The following is a 22,540-nucleotide window of genomic DNA, read 5'->3' on the forward strand; positions in this document are numbered from 1 at the left end:
TCAGATGGGTTATGCAGAAACCTATGCCGCCTGGCAGGCGGATCCGGAGGCATTCTGGATGGAAGCCGCCGGTGCCATCGACTGGGTTCGCCCCCCCAGCAAGGCGCTGTTCGATGACAAGGCACCGCTCTACGAATGGTTTTCGGACGGGTTGGTGAACACCTGCTGGAACGCGGTGGATCGCCATGTCGAGGCCGGGCGGGGCGACCAGATCGCCATCCAGCACGAAAGCCCGATCACCCATGCGACCAAGGGGATCACCTACGCCGAATTGCAGACCCGCGTCGCCTCCCTGGCCGGGGCGCTGCGTCAGCGCGGCATCACCAAAGGCGACCGGGTCATCATCTACATGCCGATGATCCCCGAGGCGCTGGAGGCCATGCTGGCCTGCGCCCGACTAGGCGCGGTGCATTCCGTGGTCTTCGGCGGTTTCGCGGCCAATGAACTCGCCGTGCGGATCGACGATTGCACACCGAAGGCGATCATCGCCGCCTCCTGCGGGCTGGAGCCGAACCGGGTCGTGCATTACAAACCCCTGCTGGATGCGGCCATCGACCAGGCCGCCCATTCCCCCGACTTCTGCGTCATCTTCCAGCGCGAACAGGAGGTCGCCAAGCTGATCGAGGGGCGCGACCTGTCCTGGCACGGCTTCCAATACGGGGTCGAGCCAGCCGACTGCGTCCCCGTCGAGGGCAATCATCCGGCCTATATCCTTTATACTTCGGGCACGACGGGCCAGCCCAAGGGGGTGATCCGCCCCACCGCCGGACACCTGGTCGCCTTGCAATGGAGCATGACCAATATCTACAACATCGGCGCCGGAGACCGCTTCTGGGCGGCCTCGGACGTGGGCTGGGTCGTCGGGCACAGCTATATCTGCTACGGCCCGCTGATCGCCGGAGCGATGACCGTGGTCTTTGAAGGCAAGCCCGTGGGCACCCCGCATCCCGGCGTCTTCTGGCGGGTGATCCAGAACAACCGCATCAAGAGCTTTTTCACCGCCCCCACCGCCCTGCGCGCCATCAAGCGCGAGGACCCGGACGGCACCTGGATCAAGCGCTATGCCCAGCACGATCTGCAGGCGATCTACCTCGCCGGGGAACGCGCCGATCCCGACACGATCGAATGGGCGGAAAAGCACTTCGGCGTGCCGGTGATCGACCATTGGTGGCAGACCGAAACCGGCTGGGCCATCGCCGCCAACCCGCTGGGGCTGGAATTGCTGCCGTTCAAAAGCGGCTCACCTTCGGTGCCGATGCCGGGCTACGACGTGCAGGTGCTGGGCGAGGACGGTCATCCCGTGGCGCCGGGCACGCTCGGCTCCATCGCAATCAAGCTGCCGCTGCCGCCGGGCACCCTGCCCGGTCTCTGGAACGCCGAAGAACGGTTCCGTGAAAGCTATCTCACCACCTTCCCCGGGTTTTACGAAACCGGCGATGCGGGGATGATCGATACAGAGGGCTATCTTTACGTGATGGCGCGCACCGATGACGTGATCAATGTAGCCGGGCACCGCCTGTCCACCGGCGCGATGGAAGAGGTCCTTTCCGCCCATCCGGATGTCGCGGAATGCGCGGTGATCGGGGTTGCCGATGCGCTGAAGGGGCAATGCCCGGTCGGCTTCCTGTGCCTGACCAGCGGCGTGACCCGCGACCCGGCCGAGGTGGTGGCCGAATGCGTCACCCTGATGCGGGACCGGATCGGCCCGGTGGCCGCCTTCCGCAACGCGGTGATCGTGGATCGCCTGCCCAAGACGCGCTCGGGCAAGATCCTGCGCGCCACCATGGTCAAGATCGCGGATGGCGCCGCCTTCAAGCCCCCCGCCACAATCGACGACCCCGCCATTCTAAACGAAATCGCCGCCGCCCTGCGAACCATCGGCCTTGCGACCGGCGAAGCAGCCCAAACAGGCTGAGCGCCGGCGTGGCAGGCGGGCACGAAAAAAGCGGCCCCCGCAAAGGGGCCGCTTTTGTCAGTCAGGTCTTGTCGTCACATCGTATCGTCAGTGCAGGACGAACGTCGGATCAGACGTTGGTACGTGTGAAATCGTCGACCTGACGTTCGGCTTCGTCCTTGGCAATGCCGTAGCGTTCCTGGATTTTGCCGACCAGTTCTTCGCGGCGGCCTTCGACGACATCGAGGTCGTCATTGGTCAGTTCGCCCCAGTTGGCCTGTGCCTGGCCCTTGAATTGCTTCCAGTTACCTTGAATGCGATCCCAGTTCATCTTGATGCTCCTTCCAGAACGGGCACCTCCATGTGCCCTTCGGATAGTAAACGTGGCAGGGGCGTTGCCGGTTCCCCGGACGAGGCGGCGCATAGGCGGGCAATCGCCATGAGATCAGGGGGCCGCGATCCGCGCTCAGGGGCCGCTGGATCAGACGAATTGTTCCTGGATCAGCCGTTCTTCCAGCCCGTGACCGGGGTCGAACAGGATGCGATGTTCGATGCCCGGTTCGGAATGAACCTCGACCGAGAGCACATTGGTGACCGACCGGCTGTCGGCATCGGCCATCACGGGGCGCTTTTCCGGTTCCAGCACGTCAAAGCGGATCGTGGCGTTCTTGTGCAGCAAGGCCCCGCGCCAGCGCCGGGGGCGGAAGGGGGCGATGGCGGTCAGGGCCAGCACGTCCGTGCCGATCGGCAGGATCGGACCATGGGCAGAATAATTATAGGCAGTCGATCCCGCGGGCGTGGACACCAGCGCGCCGTCGCAGACCAGTTCCTGCATCCGGACCCGGCCATCCACCGAAATCCGCAGCTTGGCCGCCTGCGGCCCCGCCCGGATCAGCGAAACCTCGTTGATCGCCAGCGCCTCGTGCACCTTGCCATCGGCGCGGGTCGCCTTCATGGCCAGCGGGTTCAGCAGGGCCTCTTCGGCCTGCTCAAGGCGCTCGATCAGGTCGTCTTCGGAATATTCGTTCAGCAGGAAGCCCACCGTGCCCCGGTTCATGCCGTAGACCGGGACGTTCAGATGCATGGTGCGATGCAGCGTGGTCAGCATGAACCCGTCACCGCCAAGCGCCACGATCACCTCTGCCTCGGCTTCCGGGACGGCGCCATAGCGGGCGGTCAGGCTCTTGCGGGCCGCCTGTGCCAGCGTGCTGCGGCCGGCCGTAAACGCCAATTTGATGCTCATCGTCGCCTGTTCCCCAACTTCCGGGCCCCACCGGTCCCGGCGGGACGCCCGAAATTTCCGGGGTCCCTGTCCGGTCTTGAAACAATCACAACTTCCCGCCGGGGACCAGAACTTACCTATTGCGAACCATCCCTGCCGTTTTTCAACAAGATCATGACGATTTGGACACTTCCGCACAGGCAGGCAACAGGTTAGGTAGCGCCAAACCTGTTTGATGGAGATGCTGCCATGACCGACACCGGCTTTTTCACCGAGGCGCTGGATTCCCGCGACCCCGAGATCTTTGGCGCGATCCGCAAGGAACTGGGCCGCCAGCGCGACGAGATCGAACTGATCGCGTCCGAGAACATCGTCAGCCGCGCCGTGCTCGAGGCACAGGGCTCGGTCATGACCAACAAATATGCCGAAGGCTACCCGGGCAAGCGCTACTACGGTGGCTGCCAATACGTCGACATCGCCGAGGAACTGGCGATCGAACGCGCCAAGGAGCTGTTCGGCTGCAACTTTGCCAACGTCCAGCCCAACTCCGGCAGCCAGATGAACCAAGCCGTGTTCCTGGCGCTGCTGCAACCCGGTGATACCTTCATGGGTCTCGACCTGAACTCGGGTGGGCACCTCACGCACGGCTCGCCGGTGAACATGTCCGGCAAATGGTTCAACGTCGTCTCCTACGGCGTGCGTCAGCAGGATGAACTGCTGGACATGGAAGACATCCGCGCCAAGGCGCTGGAAAACAAGCCCAAGCTGATCGTCGCCGGCGGCACCGCCTATTCCCGTGTCTGGGACTGGCAGGCCTTCCGCGACATCGCGGACGAGGTCGGCGCCTACCTGATGGTCGACATGGCCCATATCGCCGGTCTGGTTGCGGGCGGTGTCCACCCCTCGCCCATCGGGATCGCCGATGTGGTCACCACCACCACCCACAAGTCCCTGCGCGGTCCGCGTGGCGGCATGGTGCTGACCAACGACGAAGCCATTGCCAAGAAGATCAACTCGGCCGTCTTCCCCGGTCTACAGGGCGGCCCGCTGATGCATGTCATCGCCGCCAAGGCCGTCGCCTTCAAGGAAGCCCTGGAGCCGTCGTTCAAGGATTACGCGGCGCAGGTCGTCAAGAATGCGCAAGCCATGGCCGATCAGCTGATGAAGGGCGGGATCAACGTCGTTTCGGGTGGCACAGACAACCACCTGTGCCTTGCGGACCTGCGTCCCAAGGGCGTGACCGGCAAGGCCGCCGAAAAGGCACTTGGCCGGGCCTGCATCACTTGCAACAAGAACGGCGTGCCCTTCGACCCCGAAAAGCCCTTTGTCACCAGCGGCATCCGTCTGGGCGCCCCGGCGGGCACCACCCGCGGCTTCAAGGAGGCCGAGTTCCGCCAGATCGCGGACTGGATCACCGAAGTGGTCGACGGGCTGGCCGCCAATGGCGAGGAAGCCAATGCCGAGGTCGAAGCCAAGGTCAAAGCCGAAGTGTCTGCGCTCTGCGCAAAATTCCCGCTCTACCCGACGCTCTGATCCGGTGGCTCTTGTCACGGCCCCGGACGCGGTTTAGGCCAAGCGCATGCGTATCGTCCGGGACTATCAATTCGTCACTGATCGCGATCGCGGCGCCGTCGCCGCGATCGGCAATTTCGACGGGGTTCACATCGGTCACCGGCTGGTGATCGACCTTGCCCGCGCCGAGGCCGCGCGCCTTGGCGCGCCGCTTGGGCTGATCACCTTCGAACCCCATCCACGTCAGCTTTTCGCGCCCGCCAGCGGAGATTTCCGCCTGACCAATGCCGCCGCCCGCGCGCATCGGCTGGAAAAGATCGGCGTCGAGATCCTGTACGAGCTGAACTTCAACCCCGCTCTTGCCTCGCTTTCCCCGGCGGATTTCGCCGACAAGGTGCTGCGCGGCGGTCTGGGGCTGCGCCATGTGATCGTCGGCGCAGATTTCCATTTCGGCAAGGGCCGGGCTGGCGGGGTCGAGGATCTGAAACGCTTTGGTGCAGAGATGGGCTTTGGCGTCACCATCGCGCCGCTGGTCGAAACCGACTCGCAAGAGGTATCTTCCACCGCGATCCGCTGCGCGCTTAGCGAAGGTCGCCCGCGCGATGCCGCAGACATGCTGGGCCATTGGCACCGGATCGAAGGCTTGGTGATCCGGGGCGATCAGCGCGGCCGTGACCTTGGCTATCCAACCGCGAACATGTCGCTGAAATCGCTGCACAAGCCGAAATACGGCGTCTATGCGGTGCTGGTCGATGTTCTGGATGGGCCGCACAAGGGCAGCTATCAGGGCGCGGCGTCCCTGGGAATGCGGCCGATGTTCGACGGGCAGGAACCGAACCTCGAGACCTTCCTGTTCGATTTCCGCGGCGATCTTTACGGCAGCGAGATCTCGGTCGCGCTGGTCGACTACCTGCGCCCCGAGGAAAAGTTCGACAGCCTCGAGGCGCTGATTGCGCAGATGGACCGGGATTGCGCGCAGAGCCGCGATATCCTGAACGCGACATGAGCGGGCTGAACGCAACATGAGCGGGATCGACCGAAGCGGCCTGCGGCCCCGGTTCTGGGAAACCGTCCCGCTGAAGAAGATGACCCAGGCCGAATGGGAAGCGCTGTGCGACGGTTGCGGCAAATGCTGCCTGAACAAGCTGGAAGACGACGAAACCGGCGAGGTCGCCATGACCCGCGTCGCCTGCCGCCTGCTGGACGACAGCACCTGCCTCTGCGCGCAATATCCCATCCGGCATCAGTTCGTGCCCGAATGCATCTCTCTGACCGCGAAGAGCCTGGAAAAGCACCTCTACTGGATGCCCCAGACCTGCGCCTACAAACTGCTGCATGAAGGCGAGCCGCTGTTTGACTGGCATCCGCTGATCTCGGGCGATCCCGAAACCGTCCATGCCGCCGGGGTCACCCTGCGTGGCCAGACCGTGCCGGAGTTCGAGATCGATGAAGACGACTGGGAGGATTACATCATAGAGGAACCGCAATAGATGTACTTTGCCTCGGACAACGCCGGGCCGGCCCATCCGTCCATTCTTGCTGCCATGACCGAAGCCAATCAGGGCTATGCCATGCCCTATGGCAATGACGAGATCATGGATCAGGTGCGCGACCGCCTGCGCGACATCTTCGAAGCCCCCGAGGCCGCCGTCTACCTTGTCGCCACCGGCACGGCCGCCAATGCCCTGGCGCTGGCGACCCTTTGTGCGCCCTATCAGACGGTCTTCTGCTCGCCCGATGCGCATATCCAGAACGACGAATGCAATGCCCCCGAATTCTATATCGGCGCGGGCAAGCTGACGCTGGTCGGCACGGGCGACAAGATCACGCCCGACGCCCTGACCGCCGCCATGGGCGACAGCCCCCGCATTTCCGTGCACAGCGCCCAGCCCGGTCCGCTGTCGATCACTCAGGCCACCGAAAAGGGCCGCGTCTACAGCGTTGCCGAAATCGCCGCCCTGACCGACATTGCCGCCGCCGCGGGCCAGAAGACCCACATGGACGGCGCGCGTTTCGCCAATGCGCTGGTGGCGCAGAATTGCACCCCGGCCGAGATGACCTGGCGTGCCGGTGTCGATGCGCTCAGCTTCGGTGGCACCAAGAACGGCTGCGTCGGGGTCGAGGCGGTGGTGATCTTCGATCCGGAAAAGGCCTGGGAATTCGAACTGCGGCGCAAGCGCGGCGCGCATCTGTTTTCCAAGCACCGCTACCTGTCGGCCCAGATGCTCGCCTATCTCGAAGGTGATCTCTGGCAGGACATGGCGCGCGCGGCCAATGCCAACATGGCGCGCCTTGCGACAGGTCTGCGCGCCCTGCCCGGAGCGCATCTGCTGCAGGATCCGCAGGCGAACCTGACCTTTGCCGCCCTGCCCCGCGCGGCCCATCGCCGCCTTCAGGACGCGGGCGCGAAATACTACCTGTTCGGCGCGCTCGACGGCGACCCCGACGAAACGGTCGAGGCCCGCTTCGTCTGTGACTGGTCCCTGCCCGAAACCGAGATCGACCGCTTTCTCGACATCGCCGCCGGTTGAACCACGTAACGGGAAAAGGGGCCACCCGACCCACGCGGCCCCCCTATACCCTGCTGCCCGCCGCGCTTTAATCCTGCGCGTTCAGGAAACTGCGGATCGCCTTCGCCGTTTTTACCGGATGGGTGATCGGCGCCATATGCGCGCCGGGAACCACGACGCGCTCGGCCCAGGGCATTTCCTGCGCCAGAGCCTCGTTGATACGGGCGGCATAGACCGGGCCATCGGCGCTTTCCACCAGCAGGACCGGCAGATCCAGCGCCGCCAGGCGCCCCTCTGCCAGCATTCCAAGCGGATCACCGTAATTGGTCGCGCGCAGCGCCTCGATCAGCCCGATCCGGTCGACAAAGCCCTGTCGTTGGACCTCCGGCAGGCGATCCCAGGCCCGGCCATCGCCCCAGACGGCCATGAAGGCGCGCGCGGCCTCCTCGCGCCGCCCGGCCTTCACCGCCAGATCATAGCCCGCCATTTCATGGTCGTGCTGCGCCTCCAGTTCTGGAAAGGCGCGGAAAGCCGGCGTCATGAAAGGCGGCTCTATCAGGGTCAGGGACCGCAGCAGATCCGGCCTTTCGACCGCCAGCCGCAGGCCGACCGTCGCACCAAAGCTGTGCCCCACCAGATCGACGGGGCCGACGCCCCAGTCGCGGATCAGATCGACCGCCATGGCCATCGTCTGTTCCTGAAACAGGCGATCCGGGTCCCAGGGCCCGGACTTGCCATGGCCGGGCACGTCGAAGGCGCGGCTTTCGGCCATGTCTTCAAGACTGGCCGCCACGCCCTGCCAGGCGCCGGAATGCGCCAGCGAACAGTGGATCATCAGGATCTGACGGCTGGCCCCGTCATCCCCCCAGCGGCGCCAGAATGTCTGCGTCCCGCCGAACGTCGCGGATGGCATCAAAGGCGGCCCTGCAGGTAGAGATCCAGATCCCCCAGGCGATCGTGCCCCCAGAATTTCTCCTGCCCGTCGACGATGTAGAAGGGCGCGCCGAAGACACCGCTGGCGACGGCCTCTTCGGTATTGGATTCGAATGTTTCAGCGCCGGTCAGCATCCCCGACATGGTCAGCGATGTGTCAAATCCGCTGGCCGAGAGGCATTCCTGGATCACCGCGTCTTCGGCGATGTCCTTTTCCTCGGCCCAGCAAGCGCGCAGCAGTGACTGCACCAGCGCGCCAAGGTCGCCTCCCCCCGCCGCTTGCGCCGCAATGATCGCGTAAGAGGCCGGCGCCGGGTTGGTGGGAAAGAATGCCGGTGTCAGAACCATGTCCATCCCGGTCTTGGCCCTGGCCCGGCGCAATTCCTGCATGCGATACTCCTGGCGGGCCGGCGCCCGGTCTGCCGGGGCGACGCCGCCGGTGGCAGCAAAGACCTTACCCAGATTGACGGGCTTGTAGGTGACCGACAGGTCATGGGCCCTGGCCAGCTGCTCCAGCCCGTCGCCGGCAAGATAGGTGAAAGGAGAGATCGGAGTGAAGAAATAATCGATATGCCTGGCCATGGGGATCCCCGCAATGCGCACGTTGTTTGGCAAGACCGTAACGGGGTGTTAATCGGGGTTCAACGTCACGAATCTGTCACTGCCCGGGTCGGAGACCGCCATGCCGAACTATGTCGAACCCAAGCTGATCGCTGGGAATTCAAACACGCCGCTCGCCACGGCGATAGCCCGGCGGATGTCCATGCACCGAGGCATGAGCGTCGACCTGGTGAAAGCCCGTGTCGAGCGCTTCAACGACGGGGAAATCTTCGTCGAGGTTTACGAGAACGTCCGCGGCGAGGACATGTTCCTTGTCCAGTCGACCTCGAACCCGGCCAATGACAACCTGATGGAGCTGCTGATCATGGCCGATGCCCTGCGCCGCAGCTCGGCCTCGCGCATCACGGCCGTGATCCCCTATTTCGGCTATGCCCGCCAGGACCGCCGTACCAAGGCCCGCACCCCGATCACCGCCAAGCTGGTCGCCAACATGCTGGTCGAAGCCGGTGTCGAAAGGGTCCTGACGATGGACCTGCACGCGGCCCAGATCCAGGGTTTCTTCGACATTCCCGTGGACAACCTCTACGCCAGCCCGATTTTCGCGCTCGACATCAAGGAAAAGTTCAAGGACCGGCTGGGCGACATCATGATCGTCTCGCCGGACGTCGGCGGCGTGGCCCGCGCCCGCGAACTGGCCAAGCGGATCAACGCGCCCCTGTCCATCGTCGACAAGCGCCGCGAAAAGCCCGGTGAAGTGGCCGAGATGACCGTCATCGGCGAGGTGAAGGACAAGATCTGCATCATCGTCGACGACATGTGCGACACGGCCGGCACGCTCTGCAAGGCGGCCGAACTGCTGCTCAGCTACGGCGCGACCGAAGTCCACGCCTATGTCTCGCACGGCGTGCTCTCGGGCCCGGCGGTCGAGCGGATCACAAACTCGGTCATGGAAAACCTCGTCATCACCGATTCCATCGCCGCGACTGACCCCGTTCAGAACTGCAAGAAGATCCGCGTCCTGCCCACGGCGCCAATGTTTGCTCAGGCGATACTCAATATCTGGAATGGCACTTCGGTCTCCTCGCTTTTCGAAACCGGCACGATGGAACCGATCTACGAAGGGTTTTTCCGCGGCTGATTCCGGGCGGACCGAAAGTCGCGCGACAAAGAACATCAAAGCCTCCGGCGGGGATATTTCCAACAGGGAAACGGGCAAACCAACCCCGCCGTAGGCCCCTATTGTTTCCCTGTTCAAAATATCCCGGGGGAGTCTCCGGCCCGGAGACGGGGGCAGCGCCCCCTGCGCCTAGTTTGCCAGGTGCTATCTCCTCAGGGCAAAGAAGTCCTTCAGTAGCTTCCCGGCCTCTTCGGCCGCGATTCCGTCATATATTTCAGGAACGTGGTGCGCTTGCGGATGACTGAAGATCCGTGGCCCCTGAAGAATGCCACCGGATTTGGGATCGGACGCCCCGAAATAAAGCCGCGCGATCCGTGCCGAGGATATCACCGCTGCGCAGAACGGACAGGGTTCCAGCGTTACGTAAAGCGCATGGCCCTGCAGGCGCTCGCTGCCAGCTTGGCGGCAGGCATCGCGGATTGCAAGGATCTCTGCATGGGCGGAGGGGTCGCAAAGCTCTCGTGTCCGGTTTCCGGCGCTTGAAACGATCCGGCCACGCGTATCGGCGACCACGGCGCCCACCGGCACTTCGCCACGGCTGGCGGCCGCGCGGGCCTCTGCCAGGGCCAGTTCCATGTGGGAGGTAAAGCTCATGCCTTTCCCTGCCTGCAGTTCTTGGCTTTCGCAAGTCCGCGCGACAAGGTAGAGCCAAAAGATGACCAGCAAACGTCCACCCCGCCTGCACCCCGACACCAAGACCTCCGGCACCCCGCGTTCCGGGGGGCCTGAACCGCGCGGCGCATCCGCGACGCCCGATGGCACTGCCCCCGCAGGCGACCGGATCGCCAAGGTTCTGGCCCGTGCCGGTGTGGCCAGCCGGCGCGACGCCGAAAAGCTGATCGAGGCCGGGCGCGTGTCCGTCAACGGCAAGAAGATCCAGAGCCCGGCGTTGAATGTCACCGCCTCGGATCGCATCCAGGTCGATGGCAAACCGCTGGCCGCCGCCGAGCCCGCGCGGCTCTGGCTCTATCACAAGCCCACCGGGCTGGTGACCACCTCACGGGACGAACAGGGCCGCGAGACGATCTTCGACGCCCTGCCCGAGGACATGCCCCGCGTGATGTCCGTCGGCCGGCTCGATCTGAATTCCGAAGGCCTGTTGCTGCTGACCAATGACGGCGCGATCAAACGCCAGCTTGAACTGCCTTCGACCGGATGGCTGCGCAAGTACCGCGTCCGGGTCAAGGGCGCGCCAACCGATGCCTCGCTGGAGCCCCTGCGCGAAGGCATCGTCGTCGACCGAGAGACCTTTCAGCCGATGAACGTCACCATCGACCGCCAGCAAGGCGCCAACGCCTGGCTGACCATCGGCCTGCGCGAAGGCCGCAACCGTGAAATCCGTCGCGCCCTGGAAAACGTCGGCCTGACCGTGAACCGGCTGATCCGCACCAGCTATGGCCCCTTCCAGCTGGGTCAGCTGAAACCCGGCGCGGTCGAGGAGATCCGCCGCAAGGTCATGCGCGATCAGCTTGGCCTCGAAGCCGAAGAAGAACCCGCCGCCGCGCAACGCCCCCGCCGCGTCACGCGCAAACGCAAGCCCGGCCCCGCCGATGGCGAAGCCCCATGGGAGGTCCCCTCGGACACCCCGGGCCGCAAGCCCGCGGGCTCCGGTGGCCGACCGTCTGGCGATGGTTTCGCGCCCGGAGCCAAGCGGTTCGGTGGCAAGCCCTCCGCCGGTGGCAAACCTTCTGCGGCAGGCCAGAAGGGGGCCAAGCCTGCAAGGTCTGGTCCCGGCAAACCCGGTGGCCCAAAAACAGGTGGCTTCAAGGCGGGCGGGCCCAGGACAGGCAGCCCCGGAACGGGCGGCACCAAAGCAGGGGGCCCCAGATCCAGCGCCCCGCCACGCGGCAAACCCGGCGGTCCGCGCCGGGGCTTCTGATCTCGCCCGGCACCCTCCGGCTACACCCTGTCTCAAACAATCCGGTCAAAACCCCGGCCGAATTTCCCGACTTTGCCGCTGCGGCACTGGAAGCTGCGGGACCCCGGCCCTAGATTGAGGGGAGCAACCGGAGGATCTGATGGCACGGGTGATATTTGCCCTACTGGTGGTGGCGGGCCTGGTGGCCTTGTCGACTGCCCTGCTGGCCGCGCTTGGCCGAAACCGCCGCGACACGGGGCAAGCCGAGGTCGTCCTGCGCCGCACGACGCCGCTGCAGAACCTCGCCTACCTGTTGTTGATTCTCATCATGACCGGCGCCGCCACAGGCCTGATGGTCCTGGAATGAGCGCTGAAACCCGAACCTCACGGCTTGCCAACCGGCTGGGCCTGCCCCGGTCGGGCAGCGCAAGGGTGCGACCGGCAGGCGCCCGGATCAATCTGCTCTACCTGCCCGCTGTGCTCAGCGCGCTCTCGGCACTCTGGTTGCCGCCGGCTGAGCTGGCCTATGGCCTTGGCGCGGCCCTGCTCTGGGGTGGCGCAGCGCGCCTCACCAGCGAAGGGCTGCTGGCCGAGCAGGCCTTCCGGTCACGCCGTCGTGCCCGGCGCCCGGCCCTGCCGCGAAAGCTGATCGCCAGCCTCGCCCTTGGCTGCGGCACCATGATGGCAACGCTGGCCCACGGTGCCACGCCGGGGGGGGCGCTGATCCTTGGCCTGATCACCGGCGCGCTGCATCTGGCGGCCTTCGGCCTGGACCCCCTGCATGACCGAATTCCCGAAGGCGACCCCGATTTCGCACACGACCGCGTGCTGCGGGTAGTGGAACGCGCCGAAACCGAACTGGCCGCGATGCGCGACGCCATTGCAACGCTGAAGGACAGGGCGCTCAACGAGCGCCTGCAGGACTTCGAAGGCAGCGCCCGACACCTGTTGTTGCTGGTCGAGGAAGACCCCCGCGACCTTGGCCAGGCGCGCCGCCTTCTGGGCGTCTACCTTACCGGTGCCCGCGCGGCCTCCGAACGCTTTGCCGAAGTCTATGCCCATCGGCAATCCCCCGCCGACCGGGCAGAATACGAGGCCCTGCTGGACGATCTTCAGGGCAATTTCGCTGCGAGAGCCGAAAAGATGTTGCAGGAGGATGCCATGGATATGACCATCGAGATCGAAGTGCTGCGCGATCGCCTTCGCCGCGAAGGCATCACATCACAGCCTGAAAGGACGGAATGAACCGCATGTCCAGCGACACCCGCACCAGTGACGCCCGCTCTACCGACACACGCCTTCGCGCACAGGATCAACAGAGGCTCGTCGACGAGGTCACCGCGCTGGAACTGCCAGAACCCTCGCCGACCGAGATCCCGCCCGAAGAGGCCGAAGGCAGTGACGAAATCCGCGCCCTGATGGCGCAGATCGACCTGGCGGACAGCGGGTCCATCATGGGGTTCGGGGCCAGCGCCCAGGGCGAATTGCAACAGATCAGCCAGTCCATGCTGGCCGATGTCCGCAACAAGGAAGCCGGCCCTGCCGGGGACAGCCTGCGCGAGATGGTAACCGCCATTCGCGGCTTTTCGGTCAGTGAACTGGACCTGCGCCGGGATCGCACCCTCTGGGAAAGGCTCAGCGGCCGCGCCGCGCCGCTGGCCCGCTTTTCGGCCCGGTTCGAGATGTTGCAGGATCAGGTCGACCGGATCACCGACGACCTTCTGGACCACGAACACCAGCTGCTGAAGGACATCAAGTCGCTCGACCTGCTCTATGAACGCACGCTGGATTTCTACAATGCCCTGGCGCTCTACATCGCGGCAGGGACCTGCAAGCTGGCGGCAATCGACAGCAAGGAGATCCCGGCACTGGAAGCCGTCCTTGCTGAAATGCCCGACGCGGGACCGGATGCGACCAGCCCCGCCGACGGGCCGCTCATGGCGCAGAAATTGCATGACCTGCGCGCCGCGCGGGACGATCTGGAACGCCGGGTGCATGACCTGAAACTGACCCGCCAGGTGACGATGCAAAGCCTGCCCTCGATCCGCATGGTGCAGGAGAACGACAAGAGCCTGGTGACCCGGATCAGCTCGACCCTGATCAACACGGTGCCGCTCTGGGAAAGCCAGCTGGCCCAGACCCTGACCCTGCAGCGCACCGCCGAAGCGGCCGAGGCCGTGAAAGCCGCCAGCGACCTGACCAACGACCTGCTCACCAGCAATGCCCGCACCTTGCGCGAAACCAACCGCCGGGTCCGCGAGGAATCCGAACGCGGCGTCTTCGACATCGACAGGATGAAGGCGGCCAATGCCGACCTGATCGGCGCCATCGAGGACAGCCTTCAGATCGCCGATCAGGGCAAGGCCCGCCGCTCTGCCGCCGAATCCGACCTGGCCACGATGGAGGCGGACCTGCGCAAGGCCCTTGCGGCGGCCCGCGCGGGCGGCGCCCCCTTGACGGGTCCCCGCGCCGAAGCAAATGAGACGGAACGCCAAACCGGCGGGCCGACGGACAAGCAGGCGCCGACACATGGATAAGAGGGCCGGATGGCAAGGGGCAAGGGGCATCGATCACAGACCCGCCTGAAGGCGGTCAGGGCGGGCCATGGGGCGCGCTGGCAACAGGCTTGCCGCCCGATCCTGTTGCCCTCCCTGAGGCTGGCCGTGATGGTCGGCCTTGCAGGCTGCGGGTCGATCTTCGGATCCGACCTGGCCCCCAGCGACGGTCCTCGCCCCGTTTCGCCCCCCGCTCACAGCACCCCGCCAGCCGCAACCGAACGGGACGAGGTCCTGATTGCCTATTACCGTCGCCAGCAGGACGACCTTCAGGTGCGCGGCCTGCTGCGCGTCGATGGGGGCGGCCCCGACACCGACTTTGATGCCGAGGATCTCGCACGCAATTTCGAAGCGGTGGCCTTCAGCGACGAACATTTCATGCGGGCCGCTGCCGGGGGCGCCCAGGTCCTGCGCCGCTGGGACGGTCCGGTGCGCATCGGAATAAGCTTCGGCGCCACGGTCCCCATGGGCGGGTTGCGGCGCAATGACACCGCGACGCTCGGCCACTACGCCAGCCGCCTTGCCCGGATCACGGGGCATGACATCCGCTATGTCCCGTCGGGAGCCAATTTCCATGTCATGGTGATCGACGAGGCGGACCGGCCCGAAGCCATCGCCCAGATCCAGCGCATCGCCCCGGACCTTTCTGCCCGTGCGCAGGCACAGCTTCTCGACCTGCCGATCGGCGTGCATTGCCTGGTTCTGGGCTTTGCCGCGCAAGGCAGCGCGGTCTACCAATCCGCCGTGGTGCTAATCCGGGCCGAACATCCTCCCCTGATGCGACGTGCCTGCATCCACGAAGAGGTCGCCCAGGGCCTCGGCCTGCGCAATGACAGCGCCGAGGCCCGGCCCTCGATCTTCAACGACGACATGGAATTCGCCCTGCTCACCAGCCAGGACGAGATGATGCTGAAAATGCTCTACGATCCCCGGCTTGCCCCCGGCATGACGCTGGAAACGGCTCGGCCCCTGATCCGCGCCCTGTCGCAGGACCTGCAGCCCACCGGACCAAGCTAGCCCTCTTGCCGCGCCTCGATTACCCCCCTACCCTGCCCTCGCCATCACCGGAAAGGGATCGAAATGCGCGCGCTATTGCAACGGGTTACAAGTGCCGAAGTCGCTGTCGAGGGCGAGGTCATCGGCCGTTGCGGAGCAGGATTGATGATCCTCGTCTGCGCCATGCGCGGCGATACCGAAGCCGAGGCCGAAAAGCTGGCAACACGCATCGCCCGGCAGCGGATCTTCAGCGACGAAGCGGGCAAGATGAACCTCTCGGTCACCGATGTCGGCGGCAGCGCGCTGGTCATCAGCCAGTTCACCCTGGCCGGCGATACCAGCCGAGGCAATCGCCCCGGCTTTTCCAGCGCCGCGCCCCCCGAAGACGGCCTGCGCCTTTATACACATTTCGCCGACTGCCTCGCCCAACAGGGTCTGCCCGTCGAAACCGGACGCTTCGGCGCCGACATGCAGGTCACGCTGACCAACGACGGGCCGATCACCCTCTGGATCGAGACCTGATTCCAACACCCTCACCGGCGGCGCACCTGCGCCCCGGCTCTTCATCATCTGGCCGTAAATACTCCGGGGGAATCGCCGCAGGCGATGGGGGCAGCGCCCCCTCCCCGACCTCAGACCGAGACTTCGGCCATCAGCTCTTCCTTGGTCAGATCGCTCTTGGTCCCCGATGCGGTCACCGATCCGCGCCGCATCACGTAGAAGCGATCCGCCAAGCCATAGGCAAACTCGAAATACTGCTCGACCAGGATGATCGCCATATCTCCCTTGTCGCGCAGGTATTCGATCACCCGGCCGATCTGCTGGATGATATTGGGCTGAATGCCTTCGGTCGGCTCGTCGAGCAAGAGCAGCTTGGGCTTGGTCAACATTGCCCGCGCGATGGCCAGTTGCTGCTGTTGTCCGCCCGACAGGTCCCCGCCGCGCCTATGCAGGAAATCCTTCAGGATCGGGAACAGCTCGTAGATCTCGTCGGGAATGAAATGCTCGGATTTCGGCAGGCAGGCAAAGGCCGTCTGCATATTCTCCTCGACCGTCAGCAGCGGAAAGATCATCCGCCCCTGCGGCACATATCCGATGCCCTTGTGGGCCAGCTGATGCGCCGGCAACCGGCCAAGATCCTCGCCATCCAGCGACATGGCCCCGCCAGACCGTGGATGTGTCCCCGAGATCGCCTTCAGCAGCGACGTCTTGCCAACCCCGTTGGTGCCCATGATGCAGGTCACCTGGCCGGTGTGCGCCTCCAGGTCGATCCCGTTCAGGATCTGGCTCTGGCCGTAGTGCAATGTCAGGCCGTTCACGTTCAGCATTTTCAGCGCCCCAGATATACTTCGATGACCCGAGGGTCCTTGGTCACGTGATCCAGGCTGCCCTCGGCAAGGACCGAGCCTTCGTGCAGCACGGTCACCTTGCAGCCCAGCCGGCGGACGAATTCCATGTCGTGTTCCACCACCACGACGGCCCGCGTCTTGGCCGCTTCGCGCAGCAGGTCGGTGGTATGTTCGCGCTCTGCCAGGGTCATGCCCGCAGCGGGTTCATCAACCAGCAAAAGGCGCGGCTCCTGGGCCAGCAACATGCCGATTTCCAGCCATTGCTTCTGACCGTGGGACAGCTCACCCGACTTGCGGGTCAGGGAATCCGACAGGCCCACTTCCTCCGCCAACTCCTCGACCCGCGCCCGGTCCCTGGACCCGGGACGGAAGAACAGGCAGCGGAAGGAGCCGCGCGGGTTCTTCAGCGCCATCATCAGGTTGTCCTGAACGGATTGGTCCTCGAAGACCGTGGGGCGCTGGAACTTGCGGCCCAGCCCGGCCTGGGCGATGCGGGCTTCGGACATCTTCAGCAGGTTGGTGCTTTTCTCGCCCCAGATGACCCGGCCTTCGTCAGGCGCGGTCTTGCCGGTAACGATGTCCATGAAGGTGGTCTTGCCCGCCCCGTTGGGACCGATGATCGCCCGCAGTTCGCGTTCGGCAATGGAGAAGGACAGGTTGCGGATCGCCTTGTAGCCATCGAAGGTGACCGAAATCCCGGAAACTTCCAGAAGCGTTGCCATTATTCGGATCCCTCCTCTTCGCGCAGTGATCCCTTGTCGGGACAATAGGCCATCCCATGGCGGTTCGGGGCGATCCGGTCGCCGATCAGGTCGAACAGCCCGCCGATACCCTTGGGCGCAAACAGCGTGACCAGCACGAAGCTGAGCCCCAGCAGCACCAGCCACCAGTCCACCCAGTCGATGGTGTAGAAGCCGAGCGGCACCGAAGGCACCAGCCCGCCGGTGAACCAGGACGAAATCAGCGACACCAGTGCTGCGCCGATCACCGCACCGTAAAGCCGCCCTCGCCCGCCGATCGCCACCCAGACCGCCAGGTAGATCGAGGCGATGGGGGCGACTTCGCCGGGATTGATGATGCCGGCCTGCGGGTAATAGAGCGCGCCGGCGATCCCCGCGATGATCGCGGTGAAGGTGAAGATGAACAGCTTGTAGCCTTCGACCGAATAACCGAGGAAGCGCACCCGCGCCTCGTCATCGCGAATGCCGCGCACGACCGAGCCGAACTTGCCCGAGACCACCCAGGCGCAGACGAGGTACCCCGCCCCGAGGGCAAAGGCCGCCGCCCAGAAGAACCACATCGAAATCACGGCCTGGCTGGCCTCGACGCCGGGCAGGTTCTGCAGGCCCGAAAGGCCGTTGTTGCCCCGCAGCCCGCTTTCGTTCTGAAACAGGTAGAGCGACAGCCCAAGGGTCATCGCCTGGGTCAGGATCGACAGGTAGACCCCGGTCACGCGGCTGCGGAAGGCCAGCCAGCCGAAGACCAGCGCCAACAGGCCGGGCACGATCACGACAAGGGCCAGTTGCAGGGGCAGCGAATGCGCGAAGTGCCAGACCACCGGGAATTCAGAGGAGCCGACGACGCCGAAGATCTGGCTGCCGATGGCATCGGTGACCTCTGCCGGGGTCGGGGGAATGGCGACGTTGGCCATGGAATCGACGATGATCAGCCGGGTGCGTTCATACATCAGCCACATGCCGACCATGTAGCCGCCAAGCCCGAAGAAGGCGAAGTGACCGAGGCTGAGGATGCCGCAATAGCCCCAGACCATGTCCATCGCCACGGCGATCAGGCAGAGGCAGAGCGTCTTGCCCAGGGTCTTGACGAAGGAGGTCGAGATCAGCCCGGTGCCAGTCGCCTCGCTGAGCAACGTCACCGCGAGGGTGAACAGCGCCAGGCAGGCGATGAAGATCAGGATCGATGGGTTTCGCAAGAAGAAGCTGTTCTTCACGTCCGGTCCTCCGGGGCTTTGTCTGCGGTCTCTGGCTCAGCGGGCACGATCAAGGTCCTGACGGGTTTTCGGTTGCGGGCGGGGCGGGGGCTCTGCCCCGTCTCCCATGCGGGAGACTCCCCGGGATATTTGAAACAGGGAAACGATCAATCGTCGGTGTCGATCTTCTCGGGTTGCCTGCCGCCCTGGACGACGGGCAGCGGCGGGCGGTCGAGATTGGCGGGGCGGCCCTGGATGATCATTGGTCAGTCTCCTGCTGCGCGGCCCTTGAGGGCGATGATGCCTCTTGGGCGGAACTGAATGAAGATGATGATGAAGACGATCATGTAGGTCTGGGCGGCCAGGGTGTTGGAGGGGTTGAAGAATTCGATCCCCTTCTGCAGCCCGCCGATCATCGCGGCGCCCAGCAGGGTGCCCCAGATGTTACCGACGCCGCCGACGACCACGGTCATGAAGCTTTGCACGATGTAATCCTGGCCGAGTTCGGAGGTCACCTTGGCATAGAGGCCGATGGCGACGCCGGCGATCCCGGCGATGCCGGAGCCGAGGCCGAAGGTCAGCATGTTCACCCATTCGGGGTTGATCCCCATGGAGGCGGCCATTTTCGGGTTCTGGGTCACGGCGCGGGTTTCGAGGCCGAGCCGGGTCCGTTTCATGATGAACAGGAAGACCCCGAGGAAGATCAGCGCCAGCACGAAGATCGCGATCCGGATGTAGGAGATCCCTACCACGTCGTTGAGGATCAGCGAGCCATCCAGCCAGGCCGGAGAGGTCAGCGGCCGGGCCTGGGTGCCGAAGATGTTCTTGGCCAGTTGCTGCAGTGCGATGGAGATCCCGAAGGTCGCCAGCAGCGTTTCCAGCGGGCGCGAATAGAGGTGCCGGATCACCAGCCGTTCCAGGGCCACCCCGGCGGCGAAGGTCACCGCGAAGGCCAGCGGGATCGCCACCAGGATCGAGACCGTGTAATTCGGGATCACCTGTTGCACCACGTAGCCGGTATAGGCACCCATCATGATGAACTCACCATGCGCCATGTTGATAACCCCCATCACCCCGAAAGTGATCGCAAGGCCAATGGCCGCCAGGAAGTAGATCGAGCCAAGCGACAACGCGTCGAGCAGGAAATCGGCGAACTGGTTCAGGCCGACGTTGAAGCCGATCGCGGTCAGGGCATCTTCGGCGGCCTCGGTCACGGTGGCATCGGGTTCGGCATAGGTCGCGTAGAAGGTGAAGCCGGCGATGATCTCGTCGATCTCGTCCTCGGTGGCAGCCGGTGGCGCGGCGCCGGAAGCGACGAGGTTGGCATAGGCGGTGACGCGGGCTTCGGGGTTGGAAAGATCCGCCAGGGGCACGCCACCGACCGCGCCATCGGCGATATTGGCGGCCAGGGTGTTGCGCAGATCGGCATTGGTCAGGAGGGGCGGCGCGAGGTCTTCGTCCACCAGCATCGCATAGGCCTGTTCGCGGGTGAAATCATCCGAACCGGGGGTGATTTCGTAAGCGATATTCTCGTCTTCGGGCAGGCTGACTGCGGCATGGGTCGTGGTGGCGACCAGCGGGTTCAGCGTGGCGCGGACATTGACATCGAGGTCGCCGGAGACGCTTTCGATGGCGGCGATGCGGGCCGCGTTGTCGGGGTCGAAACGGATCGTGAGCAGGGTTTCGAGGCGCTCCTTGCGGGCCTTGATCGCCGGATCGCTTTCATCCGCGATGGCATTGCGCAGCGGGGTCAGGTGGCTTGCCTCGCCATTGCGTTCAATCGCGTCCAGCGCGTCGATACGCTTGGCCGGATCGGGGTCGGAGAGCTGGAATTGCACCAGCGCCACGGCGATCAGGGCACGGATGCCGGAATTGGGACGCAATTGTTCAAAGCCGTCGTCATCGGCCAGGGTTTCCGCCACCTCGCCGCTGTCGAGATCGGTCAGCAGGTAATCCGAACCCTCGCGGGTCAGCTTGTAGAAAATGCCGTCGGATTCGCGCATCTGCAAATCGCGGCCAGCCCAGGTTTCCAGCACGAAGACCGCCTGCGGCAGGTCGGATCCGGCGATGGCGTCGATTGCCGGCTGAATCGTGCGGCGCGAGCTTTCCAGAAGGATCTCGGCATTTTCCTGAAGGATCGGCTGGATCGCACCGCCGGTCTGGGCCTCGGCAATCCGGGGCGTGCCGGTCGCGGCGACAAGACCGAATGCAAGGACCAGTCCAAGACCCCTGGTCAGTCGGGAACCTGTGCGAAGAGCCGGGAAAAGTCTTTTGATCATAAGATCCTGCAAACGGAAGGAGGAAAATTCCGGTGGCCGCCTGGCCGGGTTCGGGGTGCAGGCGCACGGATTGCGCACGCCTGCCCCGGAGGATCCGGATCCCCGCGCCGCAAAGGACGCGGGGCAACCGGTATCAGTAGTTGGACTTCAGCTGCACGCAGGTCTCGGTCTCGGTGTTGTACATGCCGCATTCCAGTTCGACCCAGTCAGAGGTCAGAACAGCGGATTCCGGCAGGAAGTCGGTCCATGCATCGCCCGGAACCGGATCGGTTTCCGAGATGATGTCGAACTGGCCGTCATCCATGATCTCGCCGATCAGCACCGGCTTGGTCAGGTGGTGGTTCGGCAGCATTTCGGCCATGCCGCCCGTCAGGTTCGGGAAGGTCTGGCCGACCATGGCCGCGATCACCGCATCCGTATCGGTGGTGCCGGCCTGTTCGACCGCCTGGACCCACATGTTGAAGCCGATGTAATGCGCTTCCATCGGATCATTCGTCACGCGGTCTTCACCGGCATAGGCCTTCCACTTGGCAACGAATTCCTCGTTCGCGGGGGTATCGGCGGACTGGAAGTAGTTCCAGGCGGCGAGGTGACCGACAAGGTTGGTGGTGTCGAGGCCCGAGAGTTCCTCTTCACCGACCGAGAAGGCGACCACGGGGATATCATCCGCCGAGATGTCCTGCGCGGCGAGTTCCTTGTAGAAGCCGATGTTCGCGTCGCCGTTGATCGTCGAGATCACGCCGACCTTCTTGCCGTCCGCCGCCAGGGCAACCACGTCCGAAACGATGGTCGACCAGTCCGATTGACCGAAGGGCGTGTAGTTGACGAAGATGTCTTCCTCGGCGATGCCCTTGTCCGTCAGGTAGGATTCCAGGATGTTGTTCGTGGTGCGCGGATAGACGTAGTCGGTGCCGAGCAGGGCGAATTTCTCGACCCCAAGTTCCTCGAGGAAGTAATCGACAGCCGGGATCGCCTGCTGGTTCGGCGCGGCGCCGGTGTAGAACACGTTGTAGGAGGATTCTTCGCCCTCGTATTGCACCGGGTAGAACAGCAGGCCGTTCAATTCCTCGATGACCGGCAGTGCGGCCTTGCGGGACGACGAGGTCCAGCAGCCGAAGATCACGTCGACGCCGACACCGGCGATCAGTTCACGCGCCTTTTCCGGCCAGATCGGCCAGTTGTCGGTCGGATCGACCACGACCGCCTCAAGCTGCTTGCCCAGGACACCGCCCTTGGCGTTCTGCTCTTCGATGAGCATCAGCATGGCGTCTTTCAGCGTCGTTTCCGAGATCGCGAGCGAGCCGGAAAGAGAATGCATGATGCCGATCTTGATCGTATCGTCCTGCGCCACGGCAGCACCCGAGATCAGAAGCGAGCCCGCGGCTGCGCCCAGCATCGTTTTCAGAAATTGCGACATAGGTTGGAATTTCCCCTTGTGACGCTGCTTGGGCCGGACCCGAAGTCTGCTTGCAATGAAATCAAGACATCCTCCCCCAGGACGCAGCCGTGCAGCTTTAGAATTGCATGCGCTCCGATCCGCGACCTTCCGGAAGCTCCTGGGCGCACCTTCCCTGTTTTGCGCCGGTCACGGACCTTTCACGGTCCTGTCACTGGCGCTTTCGGAAGGTGGCCCGTCTGCTCTGCATTTCCTACGGGGTGACGTAGGGGTGGGTATACAGGTGAGCGGATTCCACCATTCTGCCTGCATAGAAGGCGATTCTGCGCGCCATTGCCGGATATTTAGGCGTTTTTTTGTCACTAAGG

At 64.5% G+C, this 22,540-nt stretch carries 22 protein-coding genes; 12 read left to right on the plus strand and 10 right to left on the minus strand.

Annotation, left to right across the window (positions count from 1 at the left end):
- Positions 1 to 4 precede the first annotated feature (4 nt).
- The gene (locus tag PSAL_RS08090) at positions 5 to 1,915 is read left to right on the plus strand and encodes an AMP-binding protein (protein WP_119838916.1); all 1,911 of its coding nucleotides are present in this window, start codon (positions 5 to 7) and stop codon (positions 1,913 to 1,915) included.
- Between the two features lie 109 nt (positions 1,916 to 2,024).
- Here PSAL_RS08090 and PSAL_RS08095 read toward each other — a convergent pair whose 3' ends face one another.
- Entirely contained in the window at positions 2,025 to 2,225 is a 201-nt protein-coding gene (locus PSAL_RS08095) for a CsbD family protein (protein ID WP_119838917.1), read from the minus strand.
- A 150-nt stretch (positions 2,226 to 2,375) separates the two neighbouring features.
- A complete protein-coding gene (locus PSAL_RS08100) occupies positions 2,376 to 3,137 on the minus strand; it encodes an NAD kinase (RefSeq protein WP_119838918.1) in 762 nt (253 codons plus the stop codon).
- Positions 3,138 to 3,365: 228 nt separating this feature from the next.
- Between PSAL_RS08100 and glyA the strand changes: the two genes are divergently transcribed.
- Genes glyA through PSAL_RS08120 form a run of 4 tightly spaced genes read left to right on the plus strand, consistent with a single transcriptional unit; the run spans position 3,366 to position 7,159 of the window.
- On the plus strand, positions 3,366 to 4,649 hold the full coding sequence (gene glyA, locus PSAL_RS08105; protein WP_119838919.1) for a serine hydroxymethyltransferase: 1,284 nt from the start codon (positions 3,366 to 3,368) through the stop codon (positions 4,647 to 4,649).
- A gap of 46 nt (positions 4,650 to 4,695) precedes the next feature.
- The gene (locus PSAL_RS08110) at positions 4,696 to 5,634 is read left to right on the plus strand and encodes a bifunctional riboflavin kinase/FAD synthetase (RefSeq protein ID WP_119838920.1); all 939 of its coding nucleotides are present in this window, start codon (positions 4,696 to 4,698) and stop codon (positions 5,632 to 5,634) included.
- Between the two features lie 16 nt (positions 5,635 to 5,650).
- Positions 5,651 to 6,118 carry a YcgN family cysteine cluster protein gene (locus tag PSAL_RS08115; RefSeq protein WP_119838921.1) on the plus strand — a complete coding sequence of 156 codons (468 nt, stop codon included), beginning with the start codon at positions 5,651 to 5,653 and terminating at the stop codon, positions 6,116 to 6,118.
- Positions 6,119 to 7,159, plus strand: coding sequence for a threonine aldolase family protein (locus PSAL_RS08120; protein ID WP_119838922.1), 1,041 nt, complete (start codon positions 6,119 to 6,121; stop codon positions 7,157 to 7,159).
- A 67-nt stretch (positions 7,160 to 7,226) separates the two neighbouring features.
- Here the strand turns inward: PSAL_RS08120 and PSAL_RS08125 are convergent, their stop codons facing one another.
- Both PSAL_RS08125 and PSAL_RS08130 read right to left on the minus strand, forming a co-directional pair.
- Positions 7,227 to 8,051, minus strand: coding sequence for an alpha/beta fold hydrolase (locus PSAL_RS08125; protein WP_119838923.1), 825 nt, complete (start codon positions 8,049 to 8,051; stop codon positions 7,227 to 7,229).
- On the minus strand, positions 8,051 to 8,653 hold the full coding sequence (locus PSAL_RS08130) for a 2-hydroxychromene-2-carboxylate isomerase (RefSeq protein ID WP_119838924.1): 603 nt from the start codon (positions 8,651 to 8,653) through the stop codon (positions 8,051 to 8,053). The genes PSAL_RS08125 and PSAL_RS08130 overlap by 1 nt, the downstream gene beginning before the upstream one ends.
- Before the next feature lie 100 nt (positions 8,654 to 8,753).
- On the opposite strand from PSAL_RS08130, the gene PSAL_RS08135 reads away from it, so the two are divergent.
- Entirely contained in the window at positions 8,754 to 9,770 is a 1,017-nt protein-coding gene (locus PSAL_RS08135; protein WP_119838925.1) for a ribose-phosphate pyrophosphokinase, read from the plus strand.
- Between the two features lie 183 nt (positions 9,771 to 9,953).
- Here PSAL_RS08135 and PSAL_RS08140 read toward each other — a convergent pair whose 3' ends face one another.
- Positions 9,954 to 10,403: a nucleoside deaminase gene (locus tag PSAL_RS08140; RefSeq protein ID WP_119838926.1), complete on the minus strand. Its 450-nt coding sequence runs from the start codon at positions 10,401 to 10,403 to the stop codon at positions 9,954 to 9,956.
- A gap of 61 nt (positions 10,404 to 10,464) precedes the next feature.
- On the opposite strand from PSAL_RS08140, the gene PSAL_RS08145 reads away from it, so the two are divergent.
- The 6 genes from PSAL_RS08145 to dtd all read left to right on the plus strand — a co-directional run bounded on the left by PSAL_RS08145 (position 10,465) and on the right by dtd (position 15,740).
- On the plus strand, positions 10,465 to 11,688 hold the full coding sequence (locus PSAL_RS08145; RefSeq protein WP_119838927.1) for a pseudouridine synthase: 1,224 nt from the start codon (positions 10,465 to 10,467) through the stop codon (positions 11,686 to 11,688).
- A 139-nt stretch (positions 11,689 to 11,827) separates the two neighbouring features.
- On the plus strand, positions 11,828 to 12,034 hold the full coding sequence (locus PSAL_RS08150) for a hypothetical protein (RefSeq protein ID WP_119838928.1): 207 nt from the start codon (positions 11,828 to 11,830) through the stop codon (positions 12,032 to 12,034).
- Positions 12,031 to 12,912 carry a 5-bromo-4-chloroindolyl phosphate hydrolysis family protein gene (locus PSAL_RS08155; RefSeq protein WP_119838929.1) on the plus strand — a complete coding sequence of 294 codons (882 nt, stop codon included), beginning with the start codon at positions 12,031 to 12,033 and terminating at the stop codon, positions 12,910 to 12,912. The genes PSAL_RS08150 and PSAL_RS08155 overlap by 4 nt, the downstream gene beginning before the upstream one ends.
- A complete protein-coding gene (locus PSAL_RS08160) occupies positions 12,909 to 14,204 on the plus strand; it encodes a toxic anion resistance protein (protein WP_231388654.1) in 1,296 nt (431 codons plus the stop codon). The genes PSAL_RS08155 and PSAL_RS08160 overlap by 4 nt, the downstream gene beginning before the upstream one ends.
- A 9-nt stretch (positions 14,205 to 14,213) precedes the next feature.
- Positions 14,214 to 15,239, plus strand: coding sequence for a DUF2927 domain-containing protein (locus PSAL_RS08165; protein ID WP_119838930.1), 1,026 nt, complete (start codon positions 14,214 to 14,216; stop codon positions 15,237 to 15,239).
- A 63-nt stretch (positions 15,240 to 15,302) separates the two neighbouring features.
- On the plus strand, positions 15,303 to 15,740 hold the full coding sequence (dtd, locus tag PSAL_RS08170; RefSeq protein ID WP_119838931.1) for a D-aminoacyl-tRNA deacylase: 438 nt from the start codon (positions 15,303 to 15,305) through the stop codon (positions 15,738 to 15,740).
- Between the two features lie 110 nt (positions 15,741 to 15,850).
- Here dtd and urtE read toward each other — a convergent pair whose 3' ends face one another.
- The 5 genes from urtE to urtA form a co-directional block, all read right to left on the minus strand.
- Positions 15,851 to 16,546 (minus strand): urea ABC transporter ATP-binding subunit UrtE, encoded by a 696-nt coding sequence (gene urtE, locus PSAL_RS08175; protein WP_119838932.1) that lies wholly within the window; start codon positions 16,544 to 16,546, stop codon positions 15,851 to 15,853.
- Positions 16,547 to 16,548: 2 nt separating this feature from the next.
- A complete protein-coding gene (gene urtD, locus PSAL_RS08180; RefSeq protein WP_119838933.1) occupies positions 16,549 to 17,289 on the minus strand; it encodes an urea ABC transporter ATP-binding protein UrtD in 741 nt (246 codons plus the stop codon).
- The gene (gene urtC / locus PSAL_RS08185; RefSeq protein ID WP_119838934.1) at positions 17,289 to 18,518 is read right to left on the minus strand and encodes an urea ABC transporter permease subunit UrtC; all 1,230 of its coding nucleotides are present in this window, start codon (positions 18,516 to 18,518) and stop codon (positions 17,289 to 17,291) included. Before urtC ends, urtD begins: the two co-directional genes overlap by 1 nt.
- Before the next feature lie 245 nt (positions 18,519 to 18,763).
- Positions 18,764 to 20,776 (minus strand): urea ABC transporter permease subunit UrtB, encoded by a 2,013-nt coding sequence (gene urtB, locus PSAL_RS08190; protein ID WP_119838935.1) that lies wholly within the window; start codon positions 20,774 to 20,776, stop codon positions 18,764 to 18,766.
- Positions 20,777 to 20,909: 133 nt separating this feature from the next.
- Positions 20,910 to 22,172: an urea ABC transporter substrate-binding protein gene (gene urtA, locus PSAL_RS08195; protein WP_231388655.1), complete on the minus strand. Its 1,263-nt coding sequence runs from the start codon at positions 22,170 to 22,172 to the stop codon at positions 20,910 to 20,912.
- Positions 22,173 to 22,540: the final 368 nt, after the last annotated feature.

The organism is Pseudooceanicola algae (assembly GCF_003590145.2).
Taxonomy (GTDB): Bacteria; Pseudomonadota; Alphaproteobacteria; order Rhodobacterales; family Rhodobacteraceae; genus Pseudooceanicola; species Pseudooceanicola algae.

Excerpts from the sequence above, each read along its gene's own strand:
- PSAL_RS08090 (WP_119838916.1), top strand. The coding sequence starts at position 5 with ATGGGTTATGCAGAAACCTATGCCGCCTGGCAGGCGGATCCGGAGGCA.
- PSAL_RS08095 (WP_119838917.1), bottom strand. The coding sequence starts at position 2,225 with ATGAACTGGGATCGCATTCAAGGTAACTGGAAGCAATTCAAGGGCCAG.
- PSAL_RS08100 (WP_119838918.1), bottom strand. The coding sequence starts at position 3,137 with ATGAGCATCAAATTGGCGTTTACGGCCGGCCGCAGCACGCTGGCACAG.
- glyA (WP_119838919.1), top strand. The coding sequence starts at position 3,366 with ATGACCGACACCGGCTTTTTCACCGAGGCGCTGGATTCCCGCGACCCC.
- PSAL_RS08110 (WP_119838920.1), top strand. The coding sequence starts at position 4,696 with ATGCGTATCGTCCGGGACTATCAATTCGTCACTGATCGCGATCGCGGC.
- PSAL_RS08115 (WP_119838921.1), top strand. The coding sequence starts at position 5,651 with ATGAGCGGGATCGACCGAAGCGGCCTGCGGCCCCGGTTCTGGGAAACC.
- PSAL_RS08120 (WP_119838922.1), top strand. The coding sequence starts at position 6,119 with ATGTACTTTGCCTCGGACAACGCCGGGCCGGCCCATCCGTCCATTCTT.
- PSAL_RS08125 (WP_119838923.1), bottom strand. The coding sequence starts at position 8,051 with ATGCCATCCGCGACGTTCGGCGGGACGCAGACATTCTGGCGCCGCTGG.
- PSAL_RS08130 (WP_119838924.1), bottom strand. The coding sequence starts at position 8,653 with ATGGCCAGGCATATCGATTATTTCTTCACTCCGATCTCTCCTTTCACC.
- PSAL_RS08135 (WP_119838925.1), top strand. The coding sequence starts at position 8,754 with ATGCCGAACTATGTCGAACCCAAGCTGATCGCTGGGAATTCAAACACG.
- PSAL_RS08140 (WP_119838926.1), bottom strand. The coding sequence starts at position 10,403 with ATGAGCTTTACCTCCCACATGGAACTGGCCCTGGCAGAGGCCCGCGCG.
- PSAL_RS08145 (WP_119838927.1), top strand. The coding sequence starts at position 10,465 with ATGACCAGCAAACGTCCACCCCGCCTGCACCCCGACACCAAGACCTCC.
- PSAL_RS08150 (WP_119838928.1), top strand. The coding sequence starts at position 11,828 with ATGGCACGGGTGATATTTGCCCTACTGGTGGTGGCGGGCCTGGTGGCC.
- PSAL_RS08155 (WP_119838929.1), top strand. The coding sequence starts at position 12,031 with ATGAGCGCTGAAACCCGAACCTCACGGCTTGCCAACCGGCTGGGCCTG.
- PSAL_RS08160 (WP_231388654.1), top strand. The coding sequence starts at position 12,909 with ATGAACCGCATGTCCAGCGACACCCGCACCAGTGACGCCCGCTCTACC.
- PSAL_RS08165 (WP_119838930.1), top strand. The coding sequence starts at position 14,214 with ATGGCAAGGGGCAAGGGGCATCGATCACAGACCCGCCTGAAGGCGGTC.
- dtd (WP_119838931.1), top strand. The coding sequence starts at position 15,303 with ATGCGCGCGCTATTGCAACGGGTTACAAGTGCCGAAGTCGCTGTCGAG.
- urtE (WP_119838932.1), bottom strand. The coding sequence starts at position 16,546 with ATGCTGAACGTGAACGGCCTGACATTGCACTACGGCCAGAGCCAGATC.
- urtD (WP_119838933.1), bottom strand. The coding sequence starts at position 17,289 with ATGGCAACGCTTCTGGAAGTTTCCGGGATTTCGGTCACCTTCGATGGC.
- urtB (WP_119838935.1), bottom strand. The coding sequence starts at position 20,776 with ATGATCAAAAGACTTTTCCCGGCTCTTCGCACAGGTTCCCGACTGACC.
- urtA (WP_231388655.1), bottom strand. The coding sequence starts at position 22,172 with ATGCTGGGCGCAGCCGCGGGCTCGCTTCTGATCTCGGGTGCTGCCGTG.